The 24,818-nt window shown below is 72.3% G+C and carries 23 protein-coding genes; all 23 read right to left on the reverse strand.

What is annotated here, in order from left to right:
• Positions 1-119: 119 nt before the first annotated feature.
• On the reverse strand, positions 120-1,154 hold the full coding sequence (locus ABZ806_RS41000) for a hypothetical protein (RefSeq protein ID WP_500224138.1): 1,035 nt from the start codon (positions 1,152-1,154) through the stop codon (positions 120-122).
• Positions 1,151-1,546 carry a PadR family transcriptional regulator gene (locus ABZ806_RS41005; RefSeq protein WP_500224140.1) on the reverse strand — a complete coding sequence of 132 codons (396 nt, stop codon included), beginning with the start codon at positions 1,544-1,546 and terminating at the stop codon, positions 1,151-1,153. Before ABZ806_RS41005 ends, ABZ806_RS41000 begins: the two co-directional genes overlap by 4 nt.
• A gap of 26 nt (positions 1,547-1,572) precedes the next feature.
• Positions 1,573-3,279, reverse strand: coding sequence for an FAD-dependent oxidoreductase (locus ABZ806_RS41010; RefSeq protein ID WP_500224142.1), 1,707 nt, complete (start codon positions 3,277-3,279; stop codon positions 1,573-1,575).
• Between the two features lie 121 nt (positions 3,280-3,400).
• Positions 3,401-4,636 carry a PucR-like N-terminal domain-containing protein gene (locus ABZ806_RS41015; protein ID WP_500224145.1) on the reverse strand — a complete coding sequence of 412 codons (1,236 nt, stop codon included), beginning with the start codon at positions 4,634-4,636 and terminating at the stop codon, positions 3,401-3,403.
• Positions 4,637-4,846: 210 nt separating this feature from the next.
• Positions 4,847-5,395: a hypothetical protein gene (locus tag ABZ806_RS41020; RefSeq protein ID WP_500224146.1), complete on the reverse strand. Its 549-nt coding sequence runs from the start codon at positions 5,393-5,395 to the stop codon at positions 4,847-4,849.
• An 11-nt stretch (positions 5,396-5,406) separates the two neighbouring features.
• The gene (locus tag ABZ806_RS41025; protein ID WP_500224148.1) at positions 5,407-5,916 is read right to left on the reverse strand and encodes an Rv1363c family protein; all 510 of its coding nucleotides are present in this window, start codon (positions 5,914-5,916) and stop codon (positions 5,407-5,409) included.
• A gap of 10 nt (positions 5,917-5,926) precedes the next feature.
• Entirely contained in the window at positions 5,927-6,415 is a 489-nt protein-coding gene (locus ABZ806_RS41030) for a hypothetical protein (RefSeq protein ID WP_500224150.1), read from the reverse strand.
• Complete coding sequence (locus tag ABZ806_RS41035; protein WP_500224152.1) at positions 6,412-7,032, reverse strand: hypothetical protein; 621 nt, start codon at positions 7,030-7,032, stop codon at positions 6,412-6,414. Before ABZ806_RS41035 ends, ABZ806_RS41030 begins: the two co-directional genes overlap by 4 nt.
• On the reverse strand, positions 7,032-8,276 hold the full coding sequence (locus ABZ806_RS41040; RefSeq protein WP_500224153.1) for an MCE family protein: 1,245 nt from the start codon (positions 8,274-8,276) through the stop codon (positions 7,032-7,034). Before ABZ806_RS41040 ends, ABZ806_RS41035 begins: the two co-directional genes overlap by 1 nt.
• A complete protein-coding gene (locus ABZ806_RS41045; RefSeq protein ID WP_500224156.1) occupies positions 8,276-9,373 on the reverse strand; it encodes an MlaD family protein in 1,098 nt (365 codons plus the stop codon). The genes ABZ806_RS41040 and ABZ806_RS41045 overlap by 1 nt, the downstream gene beginning before the upstream one ends.
• Positions 9,370-10,362 carry an MCE family protein gene (locus ABZ806_RS41050; RefSeq protein WP_500224159.1) on the reverse strand — a complete coding sequence of 331 codons (993 nt, stop codon included), beginning with the start codon at positions 10,360-10,362 and terminating at the stop codon, positions 9,370-9,372. The genes ABZ806_RS41045 and ABZ806_RS41050 overlap by 4 nt, the downstream gene beginning before the upstream one ends.
• The gene (locus ABZ806_RS41055; protein WP_500224161.1) at positions 10,362-11,414 is read right to left on the reverse strand and encodes an MCE family protein; all 1,053 of its coding nucleotides are present in this window, start codon (positions 11,412-11,414) and stop codon (positions 10,362-10,364) included. Before ABZ806_RS41055 ends, ABZ806_RS41050 begins: the two co-directional genes overlap by 1 nt.
• Positions 11,415-11,479: 65 nt before the next feature.
• Entirely contained in the window at positions 11,480-12,514 is a 1,035-nt protein-coding gene (locus ABZ806_RS41060) for an MCE family protein (protein ID WP_500224164.1), read from the reverse strand.
• Positions 12,511-13,773, reverse strand: coding sequence for an MCE family protein (locus tag ABZ806_RS41065; protein WP_500224166.1), 1,263 nt, complete (start codon positions 13,771-13,773; stop codon positions 12,511-12,513). Before ABZ806_RS41065 ends, ABZ806_RS41060 begins: the two co-directional genes overlap by 4 nt.
• The gene (locus ABZ806_RS41070) at positions 13,770-14,597 is read right to left on the reverse strand and encodes an MlaE family ABC transporter permease (protein WP_500224168.1); all 828 of its coding nucleotides are present in this window, start codon (positions 14,595-14,597) and stop codon (positions 13,770-13,772) included. The genes ABZ806_RS41065 and ABZ806_RS41070 overlap by 4 nt, the downstream gene beginning before the upstream one ends.
• 3 nt (positions 14,598-14,600) lie before the next feature.
• A complete protein-coding gene (locus ABZ806_RS41075; RefSeq protein ID WP_500224170.1) occupies positions 14,601-15,359 on the reverse strand; it encodes an MlaE family ABC transporter permease in 759 nt (252 codons plus the stop codon).
• Between the two features lie 20 nt (positions 15,360-15,379).
• A complete protein-coding gene (locus ABZ806_RS41080; RefSeq protein WP_500224172.1) occupies positions 15,380-15,973 on the reverse strand; it encodes a hypothetical protein in 594 nt (197 codons plus the stop codon).
• Positions 15,974-16,007: 34 nt separating this feature from the next.
• A complete protein-coding gene (locus ABZ806_RS41085; RefSeq protein ID WP_500224177.1) occupies positions 16,008-16,556 on the reverse strand; it encodes a hypothetical protein in 549 nt (182 codons plus the stop codon).
• Between the two features lie 12 nt (positions 16,557-16,568).
• Entirely contained in the window at positions 16,569-17,786 is a 1,218-nt protein-coding gene (locus ABZ806_RS41090) for a lipase family protein (RefSeq protein ID WP_500224179.1), read from the reverse strand.
• On the reverse strand, positions 17,786-18,943 hold the full coding sequence (locus tag ABZ806_RS41095; protein WP_500224184.1) for a DUF6801 domain-containing protein: 1,158 nt from the start codon (positions 18,941-18,943) through the stop codon (positions 17,786-17,788). The genes ABZ806_RS41090 and ABZ806_RS41095 overlap by 1 nt, the downstream gene beginning before the upstream one ends.
• Positions 18,944-19,074: 131 nt before the next feature.
• On the reverse strand, positions 19,075-21,702 hold the full coding sequence (locus ABZ806_RS41100) for a DUF6801 domain-containing protein (RefSeq protein WP_500224186.1): 2,628 nt from the start codon (positions 21,700-21,702) through the stop codon (positions 19,075-19,077).
• A 40-nt stretch (positions 21,703-21,742) separates the two neighbouring features.
• Positions 21,743-22,369, reverse strand: coding sequence for a hypothetical protein (locus tag ABZ806_RS41105; RefSeq protein WP_500224189.1), 627 nt, complete (start codon positions 22,367-22,369; stop codon positions 21,743-21,745).
• A 278-nt stretch (positions 22,370-22,647) separates the two neighbouring features.
• A complete protein-coding gene (locus ABZ806_RS41110) occupies positions 22,648-24,021 on the reverse strand; it encodes a DUF6801 domain-containing protein (RefSeq protein ID WP_500224192.1) in 1,374 nt (457 codons plus the stop codon).
• Positions 24,022-24,818: the final 797 nt, after the last annotated feature.

Consider the following 24,818-nt stretch of genomic DNA (forward strand, 5'->3'; position numbering starts at 1 on the left):
TCTCGGCGGCGTTGTGGGCATTGCTTGGCCACCCGGACCGGCGGGTGCGGTGGCGAGCCGCACATTGTTGTTATGAGCGCGTCGAAAACAACAACACGCCGCAGATCAACGGGGTGGTGCTACGTCGGGAGTCGTCTGCGGGTGGGGAGTTCTACTAGGCGGACTAGGAGCATCGGCAGGGCGAAGCCGATCAGGCACTTCGCCAGCAGGACGGCGGTGACGGGCAGGTCGCCGGTCACCTGCGGGTGGTACGGGCTGACGGCGATCAGCATCGGCGCACCGGCGGTCGCCACCAGCGCGCAGGCCCGGCGGCCCTGCCGGGTGCGCGCCAGCGCGGCGGCGCCGAGGACGGCGGCCGTGACGGCGAGGGAGAAGCGCAGCCACTGCCAGTCCTCCGTGAACGCGGCCAGCCGCTCGGCGTCGGTGAACGCCAGCGGGCCGAAGTCGCCCTGGTAGGCCAGCGTGAACAGGAACACCGACATGAAGGGGGCCACGATCGCGGCCATGGTCGCGGCCAGGACGACGCGGGTGCGGCCGAGCAGGCGGGCGCCGTGCCGGGGGCCGGGGGACGCGACCAGCGACGCGGTGGCCAGCAGCGCGAACGGCAGGACGCTCGTGAGCGCGGTGACGCGCCACGCGAGGGGCGCGTCCGGGAGGACCGTCCCGTAGACCACGAGGACGGCCTGGGCGGCGGTGACGGCGCACGCGGCACGGGCGGCGAGGCGGCGCGGCCCGCGCCAGGCCAGGACCGCGATGACCGCCCACGCGAGCCAGTACGGCCCGGTGCCGAAGTGGATGGCGAGCAGCCGGGGCAAAGACAGCCCCTCGTCGAGCAGTTCGGCGACGACCAGCGCCGAACGCGGCGCGTTGAGCAGGAACCGCAGCCCGTCCGCCACCAGCACGAGCGTCGCCAGGAACCCGGCCACGGCCAGCGCGCCCGGCCACGGCGACCCGGTGCCGCCGCTGGCCGCGCGGCGCACCCGGATCCGGACCGCCCCGTACAGCAGGTCGGCGGTGTCGGCGATGGACGGCCGCGCCTGCCCGGGATGGGCCCCGGCCAGCAGGACGTCCAGCATCTCGTCGGCGTGCTCGGCGCGGTGGTCGGCCGGGTAGCAGGCGAGCAGCCGCCGGTAGCGGTCTTCGAGCGCGCTCATCCGAGCCCCCCGAAGGCGAGTCCCCCGAAGGCGGGTCCCCCGAAGGCCGGGGCGCCACCGCCGCCGCCGAGGCGCGGCAGGGCGGCGAGGCGGCGGGCGGCGATCTCGGTGCGGCGGTGCAGCGCGTCGACCTCGGCGGCGAGCGCGGCGGCGCCGCCGTCGGTGAGCCGGTAGTAGCGGCGGAGCCGGCCGTCCACGACCTCCTCGCGGTCGGCGGCGATCAGCCCCTCGCCCTGGAGCCGGTCCAGCGCGGCGTAGAGGGTGCCGGCGCGCAGCCGGGTCCGCCCGGCGGAGATCTGCTCGACGTCGGACATGATCCCGTACCCGTGCTGCGGGCCGTCCGCGAGCGCGGTCAGGATCAGGAACGTCGGTTCCTGCATCGGTTTGGACATGTGATCTTTATATATCGATCATCTGACTATGACAACCGGAGCGCGGCGGGCGCGGTCGGCGGCACGGCGGGCTCGTCCGGCATGACGCGGTCGATGCGCCGGTAGGCGCCGCCCGGCTCGGGGCGCGGGTCCTTCTCGCCCCGGTTCGGCCAGAACGCCATGGCGCGCTCGGCCTGCGCGGTGATGGTGAGGGACGGGTTGACGCCGAGGTTCGCGGTGACCGACGACCCGTCCACGATGTGCAGGCCCGGGTGCCCGTGGACGCGGTGGTACGGGTCGATCACGCCGTCCTCCGGGGTCTGCCCGATGACGCAGCCGCCGATGAAGTGCGCGGTCGTCGGGATGTTGAACAGGTCGAACCACGTCCCGCCGGGGGTCGCGTCGAGTTCGTCGGCGAGCATCCGGACGGCGTCGTGCGCGACCGGGATCCAGGTGGGGTTCGGCTCGCCGTCGCCCTGCCGCGCGACGAGCTTGCGGCGGCCGAGGCGGCTCCGCTTCTCGCCGACGGTGATCGAGTTGTCGGCGGTCTGCATGACGAGCGCGATGACCGTCCGCTTGGCCCAGTCCTTCAGGGAGAGGCCGCGCAGGATGATCGTCGGATGCCGGGCGGACTGGCCGAGGAACTTCAGCCAGCGGGGCGCGCCGCCGCCGTCGACCAGGAGGGTGCGGATGACGCCCATCGCGTTGTTCCCCGCCCCGTAGCGGGTCGGTTCGATGTGGGTCTTCTCGTCCGGGTGGAACGACGAGGTGATCGCGAGGCCCGTGCTGTGGTCGACGTCCTTCTTGCGGTGCCACACCGTCATGCGCTCGACGCCGAGCAGCGCCTCGGAGTTGGTGCGGGTGAGTTCGCCGAGGCGCGGCGACAGGTGCGGGAGGCGGCCGGCGGCGCGCATGCGGTGCAGGAGCCGCTGGGTCCCGTAGGTCCCGGCGGCGAGGACGACGTGCTCGGCGGTCAGCGTCCGGCGGCGCTTGCGGAACGGGCCGGTGTGCTCGGTGCCCACCGCGTAGCCGCCGTCCGGGCGGGGCGCGAGCGAGGTGACGGTGGTGTCCGGGACGACCTGCACGCCCGCCTTCTCCGCCAGGTACAGGTAGTTCTTGGTGAGCATGTTCTTCGCGCCGACCTTGCAGCCGATCATGCAGGAGCCGCAGGCGGTGCAGGTCGTCCGGCGCGGGCCGGCGCCGCCGAAGTACGGGTCGGCGGTGTCCTCGCCCTGCTTCTCGCCGAAGAACACCCCGACGGGGGTCGGGTGGTAGGTGTCGCCGACGCCCATCCGGTCCGCGACGCGCTTCATCGCCTCGTCGGCGGGCGTCACCAGCGGGTTCACGGTGACGCCGAGCATGCGGCTCGCCTGGTCGTAGAAGGGTTTGAGCTCGTCCTGCCAGTCGGTGATGTGGCCCCACTGGCGGTCCTTGAAGAACGGCTCCGGCGGGACGTAGAGGGTGTTCGCGTAGACGAGGGAGCCGCCGCCGACACCCGCCCCCGCCAGCACCAGGACGCCGGCCTTGCCGCCCACCAGGTGGACGCGCTGGATCCCGCGCATGCCGAGCCGCGGAGCCCACACGTACTTGCGCAACCGCCACGACGTCTTCGGCAGCGTGTCCTCGTCGAAGCGGCGTCCGGCCTCGATCACGGCGACCCGGTAGCCCTTCTCGGCCAGCCGCAGCGCCGACACGCTGCCGCCGAACCCGGAGCCCACCACGATCACGTCGAAGTCGTAGGCGTCACCGGACATCGCACACCACCTCCGTCGCTGGACCAGGAAGGCCACGAGTGTGGTCCTCCGCCATGCCGTCCGCCATGTACACGGCGCAACGATCCGGCCACGCTTTTATCAGCCGGGTGACAAAAGCCGGTCAGTGGGCGCCGGCCCTGCCGGCGGCGGGGCCGTTGACCATCCGCGCATGCAGGAACAGCTCCATTTCCAGGCAGCGCCTCGGGTCGCGCAACTCGTCGCCGAAAAGGTCCTGCAAATGGCGCAGCCGGTAACGGACGGTCTGCGGGTGGACACGCAGCCGGCGGCTCGCGTCGGCAGCGTTGAAATTGTGCTCTAGCAATGCCAGCAGCGTTTCGGCGAGCCTTTCCCGGCGGGCCGGCGGGACGGTCTCCAGCGGCGCCAGCCGGGTCGCCGCCGCGTCGTCGATCAGCTCCCCTGCCCGCGAGATCACCAGCACCGGGACGTGCTCGGCGCTGCGGATCAGCCCGCCGTCGGGGATGACGCCGCGCAGCGCCAGCGCGAGCGTCTCGCGCGCCCAGCGCAGCGAGTCGGCGGCCCGCGCGACGGGCACCGCCGGGCCGACCGCGACCACCCAGTCGCGCAGCAGCGCCGCGGGCAGCAGCGCCGCGGGCACCCGGCCGCAGCCGAGCCGGTCCGGGGCGGGGACGACCATGCACGGCTCCGGCGCGGCGAAGTCGGCCAGCAGGTCGCCCGGCAGGTCGCCCGGCACCCGGTAGGGCGCGGCCCCGTCCCCGCGCCGCCGGACGGCCGCCGCCGCGACCGCGGCCGGCAGCGGCCAGCGCGCCTGCGCGGCCACCTCGGCGAGGTGCTCGGGGGCGGCGGGCGGCTCGGCCAGCAGCAGGTGCAGCAGCCGGGCCCGGCGCCGCCGCACGACCGGCGCGAGCCGCCGCTCCGCACGGTCGGCCGCCTCGGCCGCGTACCCGGCGGCGATCACCTCGGCGACCGCGTCCATGTAGCTGAACTGGGCGTCCATGACGAGGCTGAGCGCGGCGTGGTCGAGGTCGCCGGACACGGCGGCGAGCGTCCGCCACGCGACGCACGCCGACCGGCGCAGCGCCTGGTGCGTCTCCACGGGGTCGCGGCCGTCCCGCGCGAGCCGCCGCCCGACCCGCAGGTAGAACGCCGAGACCCGCTCCCAGCCGGCGCCCGGGTCCTCGACGAGGTCGCAGAAGTGCCGGATCCCGGCGGCGACCCCGGCCCGCGCCCGCCCGGCCTCCTCCGCGCCGATCTGCGGATCGCCCCGGCGCAGCTCGGTCAGCAGTTCGGCCGCCGCGCGGTCCACGTGCGGCCGCAGCCGCCGTGCCACCCACGCCGGCACCTCCTCGAACGCGCGGACGTCCAATGCCGTGGCCACCACTCGCCATTCCCCCCTGCCTGGGCGCCCGCCGGGATGCGGACGTTCCCCAGGATTGCCGATGCCCTCCGATTCCGGTTGTCCCTGAAATAACCTGTTAGCCGTTGTTTCATTGAGTCAGTTAACAAAAGCCCAGGCAGCGCGCGTGTTCGCCATTCCTTTTTATGGGCGGCCCATGGACCGGTCCGGGCCGATCAGCGGAATGCCTGGTCAGCGGGCGGTGAACGGGTCGAGCGCCGCGATCCGCCACCGGCCGGCGCGGCGGACGGCGGTCACGGTGAGCATGGCGGGCGCGTGGGTGCTCGTGCCGTCGCTCGTCCGGGTGGTCTGCTGGTCGGCGAAGACGAGCACGGCGGCGCGGTCGCCGGTCAGCGTGGTGACGGCGCTGTCGGTGACGCGCGTGCTGAGGACGGTCTTCGCCTTCGGCGCCTGCTCCCGCACCTTCGCGAAGATCTCCTCGTACTGCCGCACGGCATCACCGGTCAATGCCGCACTCGCGGCCTTCTGTGTGCGCGCGGGGTCGGTGTAGTTGAACGAGAAGACCTTGCCGACCATGTCGGCGACGGCGCCCTTGACCTCGCTGGTCGCCGCGCTGTCGGTGAGGGCCGTGTTGCGGACGGACGGATCGTCCCGCACCGCGTCCGCCCGGTGCAGCGCGTAGAAGCCGAACACGGCGAGCAGAACGGCGACGATGCCGAGCGCGATCGGAGACGTCGCCTCGGCGCGCAATCTGGTGGCGTTCACCCTCGTGGCGTTCACCCTCGTGACGTTCACATCGCCTCCGCCGGTGCCTGCCCCAGCTCGCTGAGCTTCCAGCCCGCCGGGGTTCGGGTGACCTTGCCGACGAGGCGGCTCTGCTTGGTGACGGGATCGCCGTCCGGCGGCGTCACGGTGATCTCGACGGCGACGAGGATGCGGGCCTTGCCGGAGCGCTCGTCCAGCTCGGCGACGGCGGCGTCCAGGATGCGGGCCTCGGTGATGGTCCGGGCCTTCTTCACCTGCTCCTCGAACGCCGCGCGGCCCTGCGTGATCTGCCGGTAGAGGTCGCTGGTGGTGGAGTCCTGCCACGTTTTCAGCCCGGGTCCGAGGTGGCGGTAGTCGAGTGTGTTGAGGTTCTGGACGGCCTGCTCCCCCGCCTGCAGGACCTCCGCGCGCGTCCGCGAGTAGGCGTAGCCGTCGTCGTCCGCCGCCGCGTACCAGGACCATCCGGCCCAGGCGGCGAAGAGCGCGGCGAGGACGAGGAGGGCGGTCGCCGTCCGCTGCAGAGTGTCGTCGATCATGCTTCGCCCCTCACGCGGACGCCAGGTCGGTGATCGTCCAGTGGCCGTGGTCGCGGTGCGCGGTCACCATGAGCTGCGCGGCGGCGGGCGTCCCGGCGGTCTTCCCGGCGCGCGTCGCGGTCTGGTCGAGGAAGACGAGCAGGCGGGCGGTGTCTCCGGTCAGCGAGACGACCCCGGCCCGGACGACGCGCGTGGCCAGCGTGACCCGCTGCGCCGGTGCCTGCCGCTTCACCTGCCCGAACAGCCGCCGGTACTGCTTCAGCGCGGCGCCGGACAGCTCCCGGTCCGCGGCCTGCTCGGTGGTGGCGACGTCGTCCGGCCCGTAGGTGAACACCTTGCCGAGCGCCGTCGACACGTCGCCGATGACCTCGGTCGTCGCGACATCGTCCAGCACGGCCACGTCGCGGGGGTTCGCGTCCTCGCGCAGCAGCCCGGCGGCGGGCCGGACGGCCAGCCCCAGCAGGGTGACGGCGAGCGCGATCACGAGCAGCCGCCTCATCGCGCACCCGCCGGTATCGCGGTGAGCGATTCGAGCCTCCACCCGGACGCCGTGCGCGCCGTCCCGGCCTCGAACCGCTTGCGCTGGAGCGTCGGTGAGCCACCTTGCAATGCGAGCTTCACCTGCACGGACGCGATGACCTTCGCCTTGCCCGCCCGGACGTCGAGCGAGGTGACGGCGGCCCCGGTGACGGTCGCCGCGGCGCTGGTCTTCGACCGGCCGATCTTCACGCGATTCTGCGCGGCGTCCCGTTCGAGCTGCTCCCGGAGGGGTCCGGTGGACGCGTCCAGCCACGCCCGCAGGCCCGCGTCCACCTGCGCGGGGTCCATGGTGTTGAGCGCCGCGATCTGCTGCGCCGCACTCTTCAGCACGACGTCCCGCGTGCGGTCGGGCCCGCTCTGCTCGCCGGAACCGTCCTGCCAGGTCGCCCAGGAGGACCACCCGAGGAACACCACGGCGGCGGCCACCAGCGCCCAGCCGACCATCCGGCGCCGCTTTGTGGTGCTCTGCCGCGTTCCACGCTCGGCCGGCGCGCTCGCCTCCGCCTCTTCCGGCCCCTTGGCGGCGAAGTGCTTACCGCGCCGCGCGGACGGCTTCCGCTTGATCGCCGCGCGCATCAGCGTCCTTCCTGGAGGCCGAGGAGGCCGCGCATGTCCCGGGGGCCGTCGGGGACGCCGGGCAGGGCCAGGGCACCGGGGAGGCTGGACGTCCCGCCGGTGAGCACCGAGCCCGCGCGGGCCGGGGCCGGTACCGGGCCGCGAGGGGCGTTGGCGGCGCCGCGGACGTTGATCCCGCTGGACGGCGGCGCGGCGCAGTGGGCCGCCGTGTTGAGCGCCGGGGCGGGCGACGTGTCGAGACCGTTGCGGTACGTCGTGCCGCCGTACCCGGACGTGCAGTTCGGCGGGTTGAAGAAGGTCGTGACCATCCCGAAGTTGAGCCTGCCGTCCTGCACGACGGACTTTCCGGATGCGACCGCGTCCGGCAGCTTGGCGAGGAGCTGCTCCAGGCCGTCCGATCGTGGCGCCAGGAGGTCGGAGGTGGTGAGCAGGTTCGCGACCAGGACGCTGAGGGACGGGTCCAGGTCCCGGATCAGCGTGCGGAACTCGCCGGCGGCGCCGGGCGCGGTCGACACGAGGTTCCGGAAGGTCGGGTCCGACTCGCGCAGTTGCTCGGCGAGGAGCCGCGCGTTGCGTCCGAACGACTTGAGCGAGGCGGCCTCCTCGTTCTGCGTGCGCAGGACGGTCTCGCCGTCGCCGATGAGGGACGTGGTCGGCCCGGCGTTCTCGTTGGCGGCCTGCGTGAGGGAGCGCGCGTTGTCGAGGAGGACCTGCAGGTTCGGTCCCTGCCCGGCGAACGCCTGGCCCAGCTCGCCGACGACCGTCCGCAGCGAGCCGGTCGGGACGGACTCGGCGAAGTCGTTGAGGCTGGTCAGCAGGTCCGTCACCGGCGCCGGTGTCGCGGTCGACGTGCGCGGGATGACCGAGCCGGACGCCAGGAACGGCCCGGCCGCGGTGTCGGGGCGCAGGTCGATGTACTGCTCGCCGATCGCCGACCGGTTCGCCACGACGGCCCGCGTCCGCGACGGGATCTTCGGCGCGGACTTCTCGATCTTCAGGTCGGCGAGCACGCCGTCGCCGACCAGGTGCAGCGCGCCGACCCGCCCGACCGAGGTGCCCCGGTAGGTGACGTCGGCGTTCTCCGCGAGCCCGCCCGCCTCGGCGAGGTCGGCCTGCACGGTGTAGTAGTCGCGGTATCCGACGTATCCGCCCAGGTCGGCGTAGTTGAGCCCGACGTAGCCCATCGCGAGGACGCCGACGATGAGGAAGACGATGTTCTTGATCCTGGTGGCGACGGTGACCATCAGTCCCCCTGCGGCTGCGTGATCGGCGGGATGACCTGGGTGCCCGGACGCGCCGTCACCTGGAGGTACACGTTCAGGTAGTCGCCCTTGATCGCGGGCAGGACGGCGTCGGTGAACGGGTAGGTCAGCAGGACCTGGAGGGCGTCCGGCAGGTCGTGGCCGGCGTCGGACAGCTTGCGGAGCGTCGGTTCGAGGGCCTGCAGGTCGGCGATCAGGTCGTCCTTGCTCTGCCGGACGGTCGTGACCGCGACCCGGGACAGCTCGTCCAGCGACTTCAGCATCCGGACGAGCGCCCCGCGCTGCTCCTCCAGGACGGCGAGGCCGGGTTCGATGTCGTCGAGCGCGACGCCGATCTGCGCCTTGCGGCCGCGCAGCGTGGCCGACAGCCGGTTCAGGCCGTCGATGGCGTCGGTGATGCCCCGCTTGTTCGCGTCCAGGTCGCCGACGAGCGTGCGGGCCTGCTCCAGCAGCGACCGGACCTGCGGTTCGTTGCCGCCGAGCGCCCGGTTCAGCTCGCCGGTGATCGTCCGGAGCTGCGCGATGCCGCCGCCGTTCAGCAGCATCGACAGCGCGCCGAACACCTCCTCGACCTCGGGGTTCCGGTTCGTCCGCGACGCCGGGATGACCGCGCCGTCCGCGAGAGTCCCGGTGCTCGCGGACGGCGCGTCCCCGCCCGGCGGGGCGTCGCCCGGCGCGGCGGCACCTCCCGGGACGTTCGTCGGCCCCGCGCTGAGCTGGACGAACTTCTCGCCCAGCAGGCTCGACTGGCGCAGTTCGGCGTAGGCGTTCGCGGGCAGCCTCACATCGCCGTTGACCCTCATCGTGACCTCGGCCGTCCAGCCTTCGCGGGGCAGCGCGACCTTGACGACCCGGCCGACGGCGACGTCGTTGACCTTCACCGCCGACTGCGGGACGAGGTTCAGCACGTTCGCGAACTGCGCCTTCACCGTGTACGGGTGGTCGCCGAGGTCGGCCCCGCCGGGCAGCGGAAGGTCCTGAACCCCCGAGAACCCGCAGCCGCCGAGGGCCGTGGCGGCGGCCGCCAGGCAGGCGAGCCGCCGCAGCATGGCGGTGGAACGGGGTGCAGGGCGGGTCATGGTGCCGCCTTCCGGGTGCCCGCCACCGGCAGCGGCGGGGTCAGTTCACTGAGGTTCTGCCGGCCCATGAGGGTGCGCGTGCGCGGGTCGTAGGCGTTGAGGATGTTGGTCGCGTTCAGCGGCTGGACGTCGAGCGCCTCCGCCAGCGACCGCCGCTGTTTCACGAGCACCTGCGTGATCTTCGCGAGCTTCTCGACGTTCCCGGAGATCTGCTCGCGGTTGTCGTGGATGAAGACCTTGACCCGGGCGAGCGCCTCGGTGAGGGCCTTCAGCGCGGCGTCCAGCTCCTGCCGGTCGGCGGCGAGGAAGCCGGACACGTCCGCCAGTTGCCGTTCGGCCTGCCTGACCTGCCCGTCGTTCGTCTTCAGCATGGTCGTGAACGTCTGGAGGCCGCGGATCGTCGCGAACAGGTCCTGCTGCGACCCCGACAGCGTCTTCGCGGCCTGTGCCATCCGCTCGGTCGTGGTGCGGATGTCGCGGCCGTTCCCGCTCAGGTTCTCCGCGCCGGTCTCCAGGACCCGCGACATCGCGCCGTCCTTGTTGAGGCCCTTCGGCCCGAGGTCGGTGGCGAGTTTCCGGATGCTGTCGTAGACCTTGTCGAGTTCCATCGGCGTCGCCGTCCGGTCGGCCGGGATGACGGTGCCGGACGCCATCCTCGGCCCGGACGTGTAGGCGGGCGTCAGCTGCACGTACCGGTCGGCGACCAGGCTCGGCGCGACCGCGACCGCCTTCGCGCCGGCCGGGACGTCCACCCCCCGGTCGACGGTCATGACGGCCCTGACCTGGGTTCCCTCGGCCCGGACGGAGTCGACCGTGCCGACCTTCACGCCGAGCACCCGGACGTCCGAGCCCTTGTAGATTCCGACCGCGTCCCGGAAGTAGACGGTGACTCGTGTCCCGGACGGCCCGTGCAGGGCCACGAACGCGCCGGCGGCGACGACGATGGCGATTCCGGCGGCGAGCAGCGGCGTGCCCAGTCTGCGCAACATCAGTGACCGCCTCCCTGTTTCTTCTGGGGGGACGCCCCCCCAGGCCCCCCGGCAACTGCCTGTGGGGGCGGCATGCAGCCCTTATCCGGCGCCTTCGGCCGGTACTCCTTCGGGACGAGCCCGCACAGGTACCCGTCCATCCAGCGGCCGTTGCCCAGCGAGTTGCCGAGCAGCCGCGTGTACGGGCCGGCCGTCTTCAGCGCCTTGTCGAGGTTGTCCTGGTTCTTCTGCAGCAGGTCGGTGACGCGGCCGAGCGCCCGCAGCGTCGGGTCGAGCTGCTTCTGGTTGTCGTCGACGAGCCCGACGATCTGCCGGGACAACTCCTGCGTCCCGACCAGCAGCGCGTGGATCGCCTCGCGGCGGCGCCGGATCTCGCCGAGCAGCAGGTTCCCGTCGCGCAGCAGCGCCTCGACGTTCGTGCTCTGCTCCGACATCGTCCCGGTGACCTGCCGCGTGTTGGCGAGGAGCCGCGCGAGTTCGGCGTCCCGCGACGAGACGGTCTTCGACAGCGCCGAGACGCCGTCCAGGGCCTTGCGGACGCTCGGTGCCGTCCCGGAGAACGTCGTGGAGATCGCGTCGAGGCTCGCCGCGAGTTGCGCCGAATCGATCTGCCCGACCGTCCCGGCGAGGTCGTCGAACGCCTCCGTCACGTCGTAGGGGGACGTCGTGCGGGCGAGGGGGATGCGGCGGCCGGGGTCCTGCCGGTGCGCGCCGAGCGGGTCGACGGCGAGGAACTTGTCGCCGAGCAGCGTCTTGATCGCGATCGCGACCGTGCTGGCGTCCCCGATCCAGGTGTCGCGGACGCGGAAGTCCACGGTGACCTTCGCGCCGTTCAGCCGGACGCCGGTGACCTCGCCGACCTTCACCCCGGCGACCCGCACCTCGTTCCCGGACCGCAGCCCCGCCGCCTCGCCGAAGTCGGCGGTGTAGCGGGTGCCGCCGCCGATGACCGGCAGGTTCTTGGCGTTGAACGACAGCAGCGCGGCGCCGACGATCAGCGCGAGCGACACGACCGCGACGGCGATCGGATTCCGCTCCCGGACGGGTTTCAACCTGGGCCGGCCTCGTCTGGGGGGCCGACCCCCCAGGCCCCCCGGTTCGCTCCGCTCATTCCTGCTCATGCGCCGCACCTTTCGGCCGTCAGCGGGATGCCGGTGGGCGGCGGGTGCTGCTCGCCCGGGTACTGCTTGTAGGTGACGCCGCTGAGGTCGGCCTCGCAGAGGTAGAGGTTCATCCACGACCCGTACGAGGCGATCCGCCCGATCGCCGCCATCTTCACCGGCAGCAGCCGCAGGAACGCGTCGACCTTCGGGGAGTCGTCCGACAGGTTCCGCGACAGCCGCCCGAGCTGCTCGATGTCGCGTTTGAGCGGTGCGCGGCCGTCCTTCAGCAGGCCGGTGGTGGTGCCGGCGAGGTCGTCGAGCGCGCTGATCGCCTCGCCGATCGCGGTGCGGTCGGCGGCCAGGCCGGACACGAGCCGCCGCAGCGTCCCGATCAGGTTCCCGAGGTTGTCGCCGCGCCCGTTGATCGTGCCGAGGACGGCGTTCAGGTTGTCGATCACCTGCCCGATGACCGCGTCCTTGTCGGCGATGCCGCTGGTCAGCGAGCCGATCGAGGACAGCAGGCCCTCGACCGTCCCGCCCTCGCCCTGCAGGACCTGGATGATCGAGCCGGCGAGCTGGTTCACGTCCTTCGGCGACAGCGCCTGGAACAGCGGCTGGAAGCCGTTGAACAGCTGCGTCAGGTTCAGCGCGGGCGTCGTCCGCTCGACCGGGATCGTCGCGCCGGCCGCCAGCGTCCCGGCTCCCCCGGCGCCGCGCTCCAGCTCGACGTACCGCTGCCCGATCAGGTTCAGGTACTTGATCGTCGCGGTGGACGACGCCGGGAGGTGGTGGCCGCGGCCGACGCCGAACGAGACGAGCGCGACCCGGTGCTCGACCACCCTGATCTTGGCGACCCGTCCGACCTCGACGCCCGCGATCCGGACGCTGTCGCCCTCCCGCAGCCCGGACGCGTCGGTGAACCGCGCCTGGTAGGAGACGGTGTCGCCGCCGCCCGCCCGGGTGATGCTGAGCGCCAGCATCGCGGTCGCGACCACGGTCACCACGACGAACGCGACCGACTTGACCATCGGCCTCGCGAGACTCTTCATCGCAGCGTCACCTCCGTGCCCCGGTAGAGCGGGCCGAGCAGGACGCTGCTCCAGTCGGGCAGCGCCTCCGGGACCTCCTGGAGGCCGGGCGCGAGCAGCTCGTTGACGAGGTGGTTCTCCTCGGGCGAGTTCGGCAGGCCGAGCGCGCCGGGGGCGACGGCGACGGGCGAGTCCGCGTTGAGCGGCGCCGACTTCACGGTCGCGCCGACCGGGTAGCAGTGCGGGCCGCTCTTGTCGGTGTAGCGCGGACGGTCCTTGCCCGGCACGTACCGCCCCTTGGACGGCAGCGTCTTCACGTTCACGTGCAGGCCGGGCTGCTCGGTGCCCTTGCCGAGCACCTCGTCCATCACGGGGACGAACTCGGTCAGCATCCGCAGCGTGCACGGATACTCGGGCGCGTACTCGCGCAGCAGTTCCAGCGTCGGACGGCTCGTCGCCGCCAGCCGGATGAAGTTGCCGGAGTTCTCGTGCAGGAAGTCCGAGAGGTCCTGGGACGCGTCCGTGACCGCCGCGTACAGCCTCGCCAGGTTGGTCCGCTGGTCGGCGATCGACCGGCTCGTGTAGGCGAAGTCGTTCAGCGCCTGGAGGATGTCGGGCGCGGCCTCGTCGTAGTGGCGGCTGACCTCGACGAGCTGCCTGATGTCGCGGTTGAGCGCGGGCACGCTCGGGTTGATCTTCTTGAGGTAGGCGTCCAGCTCGACCAGCGTCCGCCCGAGTTCGGTGCCGCGCCCGTCGAGCGCCTGCGACACGGCGGTGAGCGTGGCCGCCAGCTCCGCCGGCTGGACGGCGGTGAGCAGCGGATACAGGTTGTCCATCACCTGCTGCAGCTCGATCGCGTTGGCCGACCGGTCCTGGCTGATCACGCTGCCGCCGGTGAGCCGCGCGCGGACCGGCGCGGCGGGCGGGATCAGCGCGACGAACCGCTGCCCGAACAGCGTCGTCGGGAGCAGCTGCGCCGACACGTTGCGCGGCAGCAGCCGCACCTTGTCGGGCTGGATCGCCAGCTTCAGGGTCGCGACGCCGCCGTCCGACGAGATCTCCCGGACCTCGCCGACGACGACGCCGCGCAGCTTCACGTCCGCGTGCGGATGCATCTCGCTACCCGCGCTGGCGGTCTCCAGCGTCACCCAGGTCACCTTGGTGAACTGCTTGTTGTAGACGGCGATCGACAGCCAGACCAGCAGCGCCGGCACGAGCAGGAACGCCACGCCCGCGAGCCGCCTCGGCACCATGTCCCCGGCGCTGTCCCCGGCGCTCATCCGGCCACCTTGACCGTCGTGTTCGTCCCCCACAGCGCGAGGCTGAAGAAGAAGTCGCTGACGCTGATCAGCACGATGGACGTGCGGACCGCGCGGCCGACGGCGCGGCCCACACCGGCCGGCCCGCCGACCGCGCGGTAGCCGTAGTAGCAGTGCGACAGGATCACCAGGACGCTGAACACCAGCACCTTGAAGAACGACAGGACGACGTCCACGGGCGACAGGAACAGCCCGAAGTAGTGGTCGTACGTGCCGGCCGACTGCCCGTTGAACACGACCGTGACCTCGCGGGACGCCAGGTAGGCGCACAGCAGCCCGATCGCGTACAGCGGGACGATCGCGACCGCGCCCGCGATGATCCGGGTCGTCACCAGGTACGGCAGCGACGGGATGCCCATCACCTCCAGGGCGTCCACCTCGTCGCTGATGCGCATCGCGCCGAGCTGCGCGGTGAACCCGGCGCCGACCGTCGCCGACAGCGCGAGGCCCGACACGACCGGGGCGATCTCCCGCGTGTTGATGTAGGCGGACGCGAACCCGGTGAACGCGGACGTCCCGATCTGCTGGAGCGCCGAGTAGCCCTGCATGCCGACGACGACGCCGGTCGCGAGCGTCATCGCGACCATGACGCCGATCGTCCCGCCGATGACGCCGAGGCCGCCGCTGCCGAACGCCACCTCGGCGAGCAGCCGCTGCACCTCCTTGCGGTAGCGGCGAAGCGCGCGCGGAACCCACAGCAGCGCCCGGACGTAGAAGGTGCCCTGGTCGCCGGGCTGGTCCAGCCACGCGAACCAGCGGGTCGGGCCCGCTCTCAGCACGGCCATGTCTCAGCCACCCTTCGGCGGGACGACCTGGAGGTAGATCCCGGTGATCACGAGGTTGAGCAGGAACAGGAGCAGGAACGTGATGACGACCGACTGGTTCACCACGTCCCCGACGCCCTTCGGGCCGCCCTTCGGGTTCAGGCCCCGGTAGGCGGCGACCACGCCGGCGACGAAGCCGAACAGCAGCGCCTTCGCCTCGCCGACGTAGATGTCGGGGAGCTGGGCGAGCGCGGAGAAGCTCGCGACGTACGCGCCGGGCGTCCCGCCCTGCATCAGGACGTTGAAGAAGTAGCCGCCCGCGACGCCGACGACCGACACGAGGCCGTTGAGCAGGAACGCGACCGCCATGCAGGCGAGGACCCGGGGGACGACGAGCCGCTGGACCGGGGAGACGCCGAGGACCTCCATCGCGTCCAGCTCCTCCCGGATCGTCCGGGCGCCGATGTCCGCGCAGATGGTGGCGCCCGCGACCCCCGACACCAGCAGCGCCACGATCATCGGGCTGGCCTGCTGGATGACGACCAGGACGCTCGCCGCGCCGGTGAACGACTGCGCGCCGAACTGCTGGGTGAGCGAGCCGACCTGCAGCGACGTCACCGCGCCGAACGGGATCGACACGAGGGCCGTCGGCAGGATCGTGACGCTGGCGATGAACCAGAACTGCTCCACGAATTCGCGGAACTGGAACGGCCGCCGGACCGACATGCCGAGCACGGTCGCGGCGAGCGCGAACATCCGGCCGGCCTCACGCAGCGCGCTCACCGGATATCCGAGCACGGGCGTCATGATCCGGCCCTCTTGCGGCAGGGCGCGGCGCGGGTGAACGCGTCGCCCAGGGCGGGGTCGGCGCGCAGCGCGCGGGTCGGCGGCTGGTAGCCGCCGAGCCGGCGCATCGCCTTGCCGGCGTTCCCCTGGGCCGTGCGGAACGCCGGCGTGCCGACCTTCGTCTTCCGCAACCCGGACGCCGCCTCCAGGAGCTGCCCCTGGACGGCCTTGAGATCGGCGTCCGTCCCGCTCAGGAGCGATTTCCCGTCCGGTACCGGCGGCGGCCCCACCTTCCCGAGCCTGGTCCGGACGGTGCCGAGCCGCTTCGCCATCCCGGTCATGTACGCGGCGATGGCGCGTTCGGAGGCCGCGACGTCCTTCGGGTCGATCTTGGGAGGCGGGGACTTGGTGAGCCCGCCCGCCAGCGCGTCGCAGACCCGGCCCGCCCACGCGACCGTCTCCTTGCTCGCCTTCGCCCGCGGCGTCGCGTCCGCCGCCGAGCCGGTCGCGGCCGGGGTGCCTCCGGGGGCGGCGTCGTCACCGCCGCAGCCGGCCAGCGGCCCGGCCGCGAGCGCGGCGAGGACCAGACCGGCGATCACGCGCCTTGTCATGGTGCTGCTCCTGGTCTCACGCTGCCCGCGCGCTTCACAGCTGGTGCGCCTTGCACGAGTTCGCCTGGTCGAACGCCTTGGCCAGCGCGGGGTTGGCGCGCAGGTCCTTGGTCGGCCCCTGGTAGGTCTGGACCTTCTGCATCGCCCGGCCCGCGTCGCGCAGCGCCGCCTTGTAGGACTTGGCGTCGGTCACCTCGGCCTTCGTGATGCGGGTCGAGGCGAGTTGCACCGCCTTCTGGGTCCCCCGCAGGTTGGCGAGGGCCGAGTCCAGGGCCGCCTGGCCGCCGTCGACCGGCGGCGCGCCCGCGCCCTGCACCTTCGTCTCCAGGGTCTTGAGGTGCTGGTTCATGGCGCCGAGGAACCCGGCGATCGCCTTCGCGGACTTCGCCTCGTCCTTCGGGTCGAGCTGGGGGAAGCTGAGGCCGGTGCCGCTGGCGGTGACGCCGTCGCAGACGCGCCCGGCCCACGCGACCTCCGGCGCGGGCTTGCCGCCGTCGCCGCCGCCGTCACCGCCGCCGCAGGCCGCGGCTCCGGTGGCGGTCACGGACGCGAGCACGGTTCCGATGATCAATCGCCGAATCATCGAATCTCTCCTTCAGGGACTCGGGGTGGGGGCGCAGTTGGGGGTCGCCGGTCGCCCGGCGAGCCGATCCGCGATGAACGCCATCGCCTCCGCGTCGCCGCGGTAGACGAGGGTGATATGGCTGAGGCCGTTCCAGACCTTCCAGGTGAGCGGGACGCCCTGCGCGCAGTACTGGCCGCGCAGCGTTTTCGCCTGACCGAACGCGACGATCTCGTCGGCGTCGGAGTGGTACTGCAGAACCGGGACCTTGATGGGCGCGCCGCCGAGACGGTTCTCGGTGACGCGGGCCGCCCACGGGGCCGTCCCCAGCGGATTGCGGGTGAAGTAGTCGCCGACGAGGGTGCAGTCGTTCTGCTCCATTCCGGCCACCGCGGCGCGTCCCTCGTCGTTGAGATAGGAGTCCAGCTGGAGTTCGGGATACGCGTTGTCGAGCCCGATCAGCGCGTCCAGCAGGAAGCCGAACGGCTTCTTGCCCTCCAGCCCGAGGGCCACGAGCGCGAGGTTGGCGGGAACACCGCCGCCGACCACGCCGGCGAGCTTCAGCTCCGGGGCGTAGGACGGCTGGAGCTGCCCCGCCCACATCGCGGCGCCGCCGCCCTGCGAGTAGCCGCGGAAGACGACCGGCGCGTCCTTCGACAGGCCCGCGTCCGGCAGGCGCTGCGCCGCGCGGACGGCGTCCATGAGGGCGGGCCCCATCGAGCGTCCCGTCATGTACGTCGACGTCGGGGCGGCGTGGTAGCCCTCGTAGTCGGTGACGGCGACCGCGTATCCGGCCTGGAGCATCTCGTTGAGGGCGGCCTGCTCGTAGAAGGCTCCTCCGGCGATGAACGTCGAGGGGGCGCAGCGGAAGGCGGGCCCGCTGGTGCCGGGGCCGAAGCCGATGACCGGCGCCGTCGCCCGGTCGGCGCCCTTGGGCACCAGGATCGTCCCGGTCACCGCGTCCGGCCGGCCGAGCCCGTCCGTGGACAGGTACATGACCTGCCACGCGTCGGCGAGCCGGCGAGCGGTCGGCGGCCCGGCCGGCGATGGCCGGGACCGGATGACGTCGCCGGGCGCGCCCGCGGGCAGCGGGTCCGGCGGGGTGTAGAAGGCGTCGCCGGGCGGGACGGGATCGGCCGCCGGTGCCGCGGGCGCCGCCGGGGCCGCCGTCGCGGTGCCGGGCGCCGCGAGCAGCGCGGACAGCGCCATCCCCGCGGCGAGGACCCTGCCGCCGAGCGTGCGGACCCGCATCAGTCCTCCTCCTTCGGCGTGAGGGTCAGGTCGGCCGTGTTGCCGGGGCCGGTGATGAACGTGCTGAGGACCGGGGTCAGCGCGCCGCAGTCCCGGAGCGGAGGGAGCGTGTAGCCGGCGGCGGTGAGCCGCCCGCCGGTCGCCGGGTCGAAGGGCCCGGCCGAGGTCAGCGTGAGGGCGGCGGACCGCTCCGTTCGGCACTGCTCCGCGCCGCCGACGGGCAGCCCGAACGCCTTGACCGACGTCACCCGGACGTCCAGCGGGGCGGTCACGGTGAGCGCTCCGGCGGTCAGCTCGCCGGTGGTCCGGCCGTCCCGCGCGAACCCGAAGTCGGCGGTGACGGGGAGGAGGCCCCAGATCTGGAAGGCGCCGGTGGCCGGGGCGAGGTCGAGGTCGGCGGTGACGTCTCCGGTGGACGGATCCACGTCCGCGCCGAGCGAGCCGTTCAGCGGGACCGTCCCGCCGGCCGCCTTGATGGCCGTCGACCCCTCGACCGTGTAGTCGTGGTGCGGCGAAGAGGGCGGCGACGGGGGCGGCGTCGAATCGACGATGTCGAACGTGGCGAGCACGTTGTTCTGGTCCGGGTCCTGGGTGCACTCGGACTCGAAGGTGCCGAGGCCGGACGGCCCGCCGTCGTCCAGTGCCGGTGTCAGCGTCAGGACGAGGCCCCCGACGGTCACGGTTCCCCGGCCGGTCTTGCGGAAGGTCAGCGGGACGGTGGCGCCCCTGGCGCGGACGGAGAACGCGCCCTCGGCCGGGATCGCGGTCTCGTCCAGCGTGGACGTGACGGGGACGGGGAGGCCGCCGGGCAGCTCGGGCACCGTGATGGACGCCTTCGCGAGCGCCTTGCCCGCCAGCGTTCTGGAACCGACCGCGGCCAGGCCGCGGGTGGACGCCGCGCTGACCGTGGAGACGGAGTCGATGACGAACCCGGGCAGCCGCGTCCCGGCGACCACGGTCTTCGGGACGTCGGTGTCGATCTTGACGCTGACCGGCTCCGCACCGATCAGCGGGAAGACGCAGTGGTAGTTCAGGGTCAGCGAGACGGGCTCGGCCGCGGCGGCGGAGGGGGCGGAGGGGGCCTGCACACCGGTGAGGACGGCGGCGCCGCACGCGAGCGCGGCGGCCCGGGCCGCGCAGCGGGCGGGTCTCCTCATGGCTCTCACCTGGCGCCTCTCCGGGGGGTGCTCCCGCCCGCGGCGGGATGTCGGTGGTGCCGGTCCCCGCCGCCGTCCCTGGAACGGGCGGCGGGGACCGGTGTCAGGACCGTGGGGTCACTGCCGGTGGATCACTTCTTCGGCGTGGCCTTCAGGTCGATCTTGTTTCCGCCGCCGGCCACGATCTGGCTGATGACCGGGGTGAGGAAGCCGCAGCCGGTCAGGCTGGGCAGGGTGTACTCGCCGGTGAGCGTGCCGCCGCCGGCGACGCTGAAGTTGGTGGACTTCAGCGGGATGGTGGCCGGGGCGCTCGCCTGGCAGGTCTCCCCGCCGCCGATGTTCAGCCCGAACACCTTGACCGAGGGAACCTTGACCAGCGTCTTGGTCTGCGTGGTCAGGGTGCCGCCGGACAGCGTGCCGGTCGTCTGCCCCTGCGGGGCGAAGGCGATGTCGGCGGTCGCCGGCAGGAACCCGAACAGCGAGAAGCTGCCGGTGGTCGGGTTCAGGGTCAGGTCGGCGGCGACCTTGCCGCTGCCGTCGACCTTGGCGCTGACGGCGCCGCTCAGCGCCACCTTGCCGTTCCCGCCCTTGATGGTGGACGTTCCGGCCAGCGCGTACGAGACGGTGTCGCCGGGCGGGGTGTCGTCACCGGGCACCGCGACGGTGATCGCGGCGGACGCGTCGGACTCGTTGCCCGCGTTGTCCACGGCCGACACCGCGAAGGTGTGGTCGCCCTTGGCCAGACCGGAGACGGTCGTCTCGGTACCGGTCACCACGTCAGGACGCTTCTGGCCGTCCACCGTGACGTAGTAGCCCTTGACACCCGAGCCGCCCTCGTTGTCGGTGGCGGCATCCCACTTCACCGAGGCCGAGTCGTCCGTGCCCGTGCCCGACACGTTCGCCGGAACCGAAGGAGCGGTGGTGTCCGGCTCGGGCTCGCTTCCCGGCACGTTCACCGTGATGGGGGCCGAAGCCGCGGACTCGTTGCCGGCGTTGTCGACGGCCGACACCGCGAAGGTGTGGTCGCCCTTTGCCAGGCCGGCGATGGTCGTAGAGGTACCGGTCACCACGTCGGGACGCTTCTGGCCGTCCACGGTGACGTAGTAGCCCTTCACACCGTCGCCACCCTCGTTGTCCGTGGACGCATCCCACGACAGCGACGCGGACTCACCATCGCCGGTGCCGGTCACGTTCGCCGGAACCGAAGGAGCGGTGGTGTCGGGGACCACCACACCAGGCACGTTCACCGTGACCGGGGCCGAAGCCTCGGACTCGTTGCCCGCGTTGTCCACGGCCGACACCGCGAAGGTGTGGTCGCCCTTGGCCAGACCGGAGACGGTCGTCTCGGTACCGGCCACCACGTCAGGACGCTTCTGACCGTCCACCGTGACGTAGTAGCCCTTCACACCCGAGCCGCCCTCGTTGTCGGTGGCGGCATCCCACTTCACCGACGCCGAGTCGTCCGTGCCCGTGCCCGACACGTTCGCCGGGACCGAAGGAGCCGTGGTGTCCGGCTCCGGGTTCGTTCCGCCGTCGACGATGTCGAAGCTGAACAGGGTGTTCTCCTGCCCGGGCTTCAGGGTGCAGGTGAAGTCGCCGAGGTTCGCCGGCGTGCCGTCGGCCTGGTAGGTCGTGAAGTTCTGGATGTTGATGTTGTCCAGAGTGACCTTGCCGGTGCCGGTCTTGGTGAACGACAGCGCGGGCGCCGAGCCGGGGCCGTTGATGTCGACCGGGCCGGTCGGGGGCACGTCCGTCTTGGCGAGCTGCAGCTTCATCCACAGCGGAACCGGGCCGGCCATCTCGGGAACCGTGATGGTCGGTTCGGCGAGGACGCTGCCGTCCATCTCGACCGCGCCGAGCTGCTGGAGCCCGTTCTCGTTCACGTCGGCCGGAACGGTGGACACCGAGGTGACCTCGATCGGCTTGGTGAACGTGACCAGCTCGCCGGTGCTCACCGGGATCTCCGCCGGGACGTTCGACTTGATCTTGACCGTCAGGTCGCCGTCGCCCACGAGCGGGAACGGGCAGGTGTACTGCAGCGTCTTCTCCGGCGATCCCGGCGCGTCGCCGAGCACCTTCGTCGGCGCCGGGCCCGGGAACGTCCCGTTCTTCGGCTCCGGCTTGGGCGGGTTGCTGCCGTCGTCGATGAGGAACTGCGCCAGGACGTTGTTCTGGCCCGGCAGCTGCTTGCAGGACGCGTTGATCTGGCCGAGGCCGGTGGGCTGCCCGTCCGCCCCGAGCGGGGTGATGGCCAGGTCCAGGTTGCCGACCGTGATCTGCGCCCAGCCCGCCTTGTTGAACGTCAGCGGTACCTGCGAGCCGGTCGCGGTGATGTCGAACGCCCCCGATTCGGGGACGTCCGCCGGAGCCAGCGTCATCTTCGGCTTCAGCGGCAGCCCGAACGAGTACTGGGGCGCGGTGAGGACCGCGGAGGCCACCGCGGTGCCCGTCAGGCTCTTGGTGCGGGTCGTCCACAGGCCGAACGTGGTGTCCGCGCTGACGGTCGAGACCGCCTCGATGTTGATCGTCGGCGTCGGCGTGTTGAGCGCGACCTTCTCGGGGATGGTGGCCGAGATCTTGACCTTGAGGTCCTGCGGGCCGACCAGGGGGTAGGTGCACTTGTAGTTGAGCAGCAGGGGTTCCGCTGCCGACGCCGCCGGAGCGGCCGCCACCGCGGCGGCCATGGCGAGCATCAATCCCGTCGCCGAGCCCAGGACCGTGCCGGTCCGGACCCTCCGGGAGAGTTTCTTGGGTTTCACCTCGTACCTCTCGTGTGCGTGAGGTGGGGATGGGCCGGGGCTACGCCTTGGGGGCGAGCTTGAGGTCGATCGTGTTGCCGGAGCCGGCGGTGAAGAGGTTGAGGATCCCCGTCAGCGCGCCGCAGTCCTGGATCGAGGACAGCGCGTAGTCGGACGTCTTCAGGGTGCCGCCCTGGGAGGGGATGAACTTGCCCTCCGACGCCAGGGTGATGTCGGACGGCTCGCTGGTCTGGCAGTTCTCGCCGCCGCCGAGCTCGAGGGCGCCGAACGCCTTGAACGAGCTGAGCTTGACGGTCATCTTCGAGTGCGTCGTCAGCGCGCTGTTGGCGTACGTTCCCGTGGTCTTGCCCACCGGGACGAACGAGATCGCCGCGTCCACGGGCAGGAAGCCGAGGATCTGGAAGTGACCCGTCGTCGGGTTCAGCGTCAGGTCGGCCACCACGTTGTCCGTGGGCTTGGTGACGTCCAGGTCGGCCTCGACGCCGCCGGTGAGGTCGGCGGTGCCGTTCGGGGCCTTGATGAACGACGACCCCGTCAGGTCGAAGGAGTAGTGGATGGGCGCGGCCGCCGAGGCGGGCAGCGCCGCCATGATGCCGGCGGCGCTCAGCGCCACGGCGGCACCGACGAGCATTCCGCTCCGGCGCCCGGCGTTCTTCTTGGTCTTCACTGCTCTACCTCTCGATTCTCGAAACACGAGCTAGGGAATTCTTCGGCCACCCCCGATACCGCATCACCTCCGGACAACCGTTTCGGATATGTTTCCCCGGTAAGTTACTCGCCGGAAACCTCATTCGTCATCGGCCGCCGATGACAAATTCTGAGACGTTTAAATTGCTGCTTTAGGCGGACTTTATTGTCGAGTGACAACGCTCACACGGGCCGTCCGGCGGCCGGGTGCGCGCGCCGCCGGCGGTGCCGGGCGCGGATGGCTCACCCCTGCGGCCGCTACCGCTCCAGCTCTGGCATCGCCGGCGGGCAGGTGGCCGCGGCCAGACCGCAGATGGCCCCTTGGGTGATCTTCAGGTAGTTGCCGGGCCCGGACACGGACCCGGTGAACAGGGGGTCGAGGTCCTCGCCGACCCCGCATCCTTCGAAGGGCGGGATCTCGAACGACCCGTCCGACGCCCCGCCCTTGACGATGTTGGTGATGTTCGCCCCGGGGGCGTCGCTGAGGGTGACGTCGACCGGGCGGGCCGACTGGCAGTGGTCGCCGACCTCCAGCGGTGTGCCGTTGACGGCCACGTCGTACAGCCGGATCGACACGCGCATGCTGCTCTGGACGTGCTGCCGCGTCTGCCCCTTCTCGTACGGCGCGGCGGTCTGCGTGCCCAGCCCGATCTGGTCGATCTCCATCGTCGCGGTCGTGGGCATGAAGTCGAAGGTCAGGAAGGTCGCCTCGGACCGCAGCGGCTCGTGGAAGCGGAACCGGACGTCCACCCCGAGCCCGGTGGGGCCGGGGACGAGGTTGTACTTGACGTTGGTCAGTGCGGGCTCCGGCGCCTCCGGATCGTTGAGGACGGACGCCCCGCCGAGCTTGCGGACGTTCGAGAAGCCGTTCATGTACAGGCAGCCGGAGAACTGCCAGCCCTCCTCCTGGAGGACCCGGCAGTCCGGCGGCGCCTTCCCGGCCGGCAGCGCCGCGCGCTTCTCCGGCTGCTTGCGCGGCGCCTCCCCGGCGCCCGGCGTCACCAGGGGCACGGTGGCGAGGACCTGGTCCCGGCCCTCCCCGGGGGTGCATGCGGCCTGACCGTCCGGCGGCGTCCCGGCCTCGGCCCCCGCCTCCGCCCCGGCACCTGCCTCGGCCTCCGCCGGGGCAGGGGCCGGGGCCAGCGCGAGGGCCAGGCCGCCGACCCTGAAGGCGAGGTCGCCCGCCGGCCCGGCCGTCACGGCGGGCAGGTCGCCGGACGCCGTGAGGGTCACGGCGCCCGCGTCCGGCACGGCGGCCGGTTCGACCGCCAGCGCCGGCCAGCCCGCGTCGGCCGACGCCCCGTTCTGCCCGGTCACGGCGCTGACCCGCACCGTGCCGCCGATCTTGGCGGCACCGAGGCCGGCGACCGCGGCGCGCGGGACGCCGAGGGTCACGGTCACCGCGCCGGGCCGCACCTGCCCGCCCGGCGCCGCCGACACGGGGAAGGCCGCCCGGTAGCGGACGCTCACCTGCTGCGGCCCGGCGGGGAACGCGCACTGGTAGGACACCGTGACATCGGCGTCCCGGGTGTCCGCCGCCGCGGCCCCGGCGCCGTTCAGGCCGGCGGCGAGCAGCGCGCCCGCCCCGGCCGTCACCAGCAGGCGCCGGGCCCGGCGCGTGCGAACACTCATCATCAGGTCACCCATCACGAGACGTCCGTCGGGGACCGGATGGGACCACGCGGGAACAGGCCCGCACAAGACCGCCGAACAACAGCCGGAAAAATTGCTCGCCCAGTGCGCACAAAATCGGGCCGTTCATCTGCGAACGAGCATTCAATAGCGCCGCACACGGCCGGGGGGCACGTTATAAGTAAACCCAAAAACCGAACTCTACATACCTTTACCGATTGATAAGCGGGATCCTCCGTGCAGCCCGATAATTGGACTTCCCGCAGCCGGTCCCGGGCCGCGTCAGTCCCGGGCCGCGTCACCGGAAGGACTCAGGTGGAGCCGATGTCCCGAACCAGACCGGCGGCACTGCTGCTCGCCGCGACCCTGGCGCTCACCGCCGGCTGCGGCGGAAACGGCGAAGGCAACGGCGGCCTTGACCCCGCCACCTCGCCCCCCGCCTCCGCCAACTCCCCCTCGCCCGGCTCCGCCTCCCCCGGCTCCGCCGCTCCGGACGGCACCGCCACGCCCTCCCCGCCGTCCCCCGATCCCCGGCGCTCGGGCAGCCCCGCACAGGGATCGCCCGCACCCGCGCCGCAGGCCGCGCGACCGACCACGGCCCCGCCCAAGGTGGTCACCGCCTTCGCCGCGTGCATGCGCCGGCACGGCGTCAACGTGCCCGACAACGTACGCACCTGGACCCCACCGCCCAACTCAGACGCCGAGACCCAGCTCGCCCTCCTAACCTGCATGCAGTCCCTAACCCCCCCGCCCCGGGGGGGGGGGGGGGGGGGGTTTTTTTTTTTTGGTGTTTTAAT

It is taken from the genome of Spirillospora sp. NPDC047418 (assembly GCF_040643275.1).
Taxonomy (GTDB): domain Bacteria; phylum Actinomycetota; class Actinomycetes; order Streptosporangiales; family Streptosporangiaceae; genus Spirillospora.

What these genes read in the sequence shown, in the direction of transcription:
- ABZ806_RS41000 (WP_500224138.1), bottom strand. Translation starts at nt 1,154, where the DNA reads ATGAGCGCGCTCGAAGACCGCTACCGGCGGCTGCTCGCCTGCTACCCG.
- ABZ806_RS41005 (WP_500224140.1), bottom strand. Translation starts at nt 1,546, where the DNA reads ATGTCCAAACCGATGCAGGAACCGACGTTCCTGATCCTGACCGCGCTC.
- ABZ806_RS41010 (WP_500224142.1), bottom strand. Translation starts at nt 3,279, where the DNA reads ATGTCCGGTGACGCCTACGACTTCGACGTGATCGTGGTGGGCTCCGGG.
- ABZ806_RS41025 (WP_500224148.1), bottom strand. Translation starts at nt 5,916, where the DNA reads ATGATCGACGACACTCTGCAGCGGACGGCGACCGCCCTCCTCGTCCTC.
- ABZ806_RS41030 (WP_500224150.1), bottom strand. Translation starts at nt 6,415, where the DNA reads ATGAGGCGGCTGCTCGTGATCGCGCTCGCCGTCACCCTGCTGGGGCTG.
- ABZ806_RS41035 (WP_500224152.1), bottom strand. Translation starts at nt 7,032, where the DNA reads ATGCGCGCGGCGATCAAGCGGAAGCCGTCCGCGCGGCGCGGTAAGCAC.
- ABZ806_RS41040 (WP_500224153.1), bottom strand. Translation starts at nt 8,276, where the DNA reads ATGGTCACCGTCGCCACCAGGATCAAGAACATCGTCTTCCTCATCGTC.
- ABZ806_RS41045 (WP_500224156.1), bottom strand. Translation starts at nt 9,373, where the DNA reads ATGACCCGCCCTGCACCCCGTTCCACCGCCATGCTGCGGCGGCTCGCC.
- ABZ806_RS41050 (WP_500224159.1), bottom strand. Translation starts at nt 10,362, where the DNA reads ATGTTGCGCAGACTGGGCACGCCGCTGCTCGCCGCCGGAATCGCCATC.
- ABZ806_RS41060 (WP_500224164.1), bottom strand. Translation starts at nt 12,514, where the DNA reads ATGAAGAGTCTCGCGAGGCCGATGGTCAAGTCGGTCGCGTTCGTCGTG.
- ABZ806_RS41065 (WP_500224166.1), bottom strand. Translation starts at nt 13,773, where the DNA reads ATGAGCGCCGGGGACAGCGCCGGGGACATGGTGCCGAGGCGGCTCGCG.
- ABZ806_RS41070 (WP_500224168.1), bottom strand. Translation starts at nt 14,597, where the DNA reads ATGGCCGTGCTGAGAGCGGGCCCGACCCGCTGGTTCGCGTGGCTGGAC.
- ABZ806_RS41080 (WP_500224172.1), bottom strand. Translation starts at nt 15,973, where the DNA reads ATGACAAGGCGCGTGATCGCCGGTCTGGTCCTCGCCGCGCTCGCGGCC.
- ABZ806_RS41085 (WP_500224177.1), bottom strand. Translation starts at nt 16,556, where the DNA reads ATGATTCGGCGATTGATCATCGGAACCGTGCTCGCGTCCGTGACCGCC.
- ABZ806_RS41090 (WP_500224179.1), bottom strand. Translation starts at nt 17,786, where the DNA reads ATGCGGGTCCGCACGCTCGGCGGCAGGGTCCTCGCCGCGGGGATGGCG.
- ABZ806_RS41095 (WP_500224184.1), bottom strand. Translation starts at nt 18,943, where the DNA reads ATGAGGAGACCCGCCCGCTGCGCGGCCCGGGCCGCCGCGCTCGCGTGC.
- ABZ806_RS41110 (WP_500224192.1), bottom strand. Translation starts at nt 24,021, where the DNA reads ATGAGTGTTCGCACGCGCCGGGCCCGGCGCCTGCTGGTGACGGCCGGG.